Source organism: Curtobacterium sp. MCBA15_013 (assembly GCF_001865095.1).
GTDB lineage: Bacteria > Actinomycetota > Actinomycetes > Actinomycetales > Microbacteriaceae > Curtobacterium.
On record NZ_MJGQ01000022.1, the window covers coordinates 1,931 to 3,290 of the forward strand.

Consider the following 1,360-nt stretch of genomic DNA (forward strand, 5'->3'; position numbering starts at 1 on the left):
AGCCGCGCCTCCAGGCCGTCGCTCCCGGACTGACCGGACGCCCCTGGATCTCGCAGGACTGGCTCGACGTCGTCTTCGTGCACTGGCGCGTCGACGTCTCGGCGGTGGCGCCGCTGCTCCCCGCCGGCACCCGGCCGGACACCCTCACTGCGGACGGCACCGACGACGGGGCGACCACGTGGGTCGGCCTCATCGCGTTCCGGTTCGAGGACACCCGGTTCCCGCCGATCTCGACGGGGAGGATCGGGGACTTCGTCGAGGTGAACGTCCGCGTCTACACGATCGACGACGAAGGGCGGCACGGTGTGGTGTTCCTGTCGCTCGACGCCGGCAAGCTCCTGCCGACGATCGGCGCGCGCGTCGCGACCGGTCTGCCGTACTGGTGGGCCGATGCCGAGACGCGGAACGGCGACGGCCGCGTCGGGTACGCGATGCGACGACACGGGACGCACCTGCGGTCCCTCGTCGAAGTGCGGGTCGGTGCGGAGGTGACCGAGCCGACGGCCCTCGAGACCTTCCTGACCGCACGGTGGGGCATGCACGTGCACCGAGCCGGCCGGACCCGGTTCTGGCCGAACGAGCACGAGCCGTGGCCGCTCCACCGGGCCTCCATCGTGTCGCTGCGGGACGACCTGATCGGTGCGGCCGGACTCCCGTTCGGCCTGGCCTCGCTCGAACCGGACTCGGTGCTCTACTCGCCGGGGGTCACGACGCGCTTCGGTCTCGGGCGCTGAGCGGCGGTGCCCCCGCGGTCCGCTCGGCGACGGCGAACTGCACGACGGCCATCACCACGGCGAGCGCCGCGAAGAGCGATCCCGGGCCGATCCAGACCGCCGCGAGACGATCCGGCACGGCCGGGGCCGTGAACCCCACGACGGACAGGCCCGTGCACGCCACGGCGACGAACACCGACGCCCACGCCACGAGCAGTCGGTCGACACGGGGCACTGACCGGGCGAAGCGGAACGTCATCGGGATCCAGCCCACCGCACCGAAGAGCACGCCGAACGGGAGACCGACGACGAGGCTGCCGATCGCGAGGATCGCTGCCGTCGTCACACCGACCGTCATCCGGACGACGTGCAACCGCCAGGAAGCCGTCATGGTCTGCTCGGCGTAGGCCGATCTCCCGGCGGCGGCCAGGGCGATCGCCCCAGCGGCGACGACGGCCCCGCTCGCCGCGCAGACGACCGCGCCGAGTGGCTCCCCGAAGCGGGCGGCGGCCAGGACGAGCAGCACCGCCAGGAGCATCACGAGGACCGGGAGCGTCCAGACCTCGTGGTGTCGCGTCGGGGTGCTGAGGACCCAGCCGGGTGGAGGCGTTTCCTCGGGGGTGTCCTCGTTCCTGGTCTCCACGAGC

Annotated in this window: 2 protein-coding genes; one reads left to right on the forward strand and one right to left on the reverse strand. The window is 72.6% G+C overall.

Going from position 1 to position 1,360, the window contains the following annotated elements; all coding sequences use genetic code 11:
- Nucleotides 1-734 (forward strand): YqjF family protein (locus tag BIV01_RS11995; RefSeq protein ID WP_254791827.1); only part of this gene is annotated, 734 nt, incomplete at its 5' end.
- Here BIV01_RS11995 and BIV01_RS12000 read toward each other — a convergent pair.
- Nucleotides 706-1,360: hypothetical protein (locus tag BIV01_RS12000; protein ID WP_217642554.1), on the reverse strand; the 655-nt coding region annotated here is incomplete at its 5' end. The genes BIV01_RS11995 and BIV01_RS12000 overlap by 29 nt on opposite strands.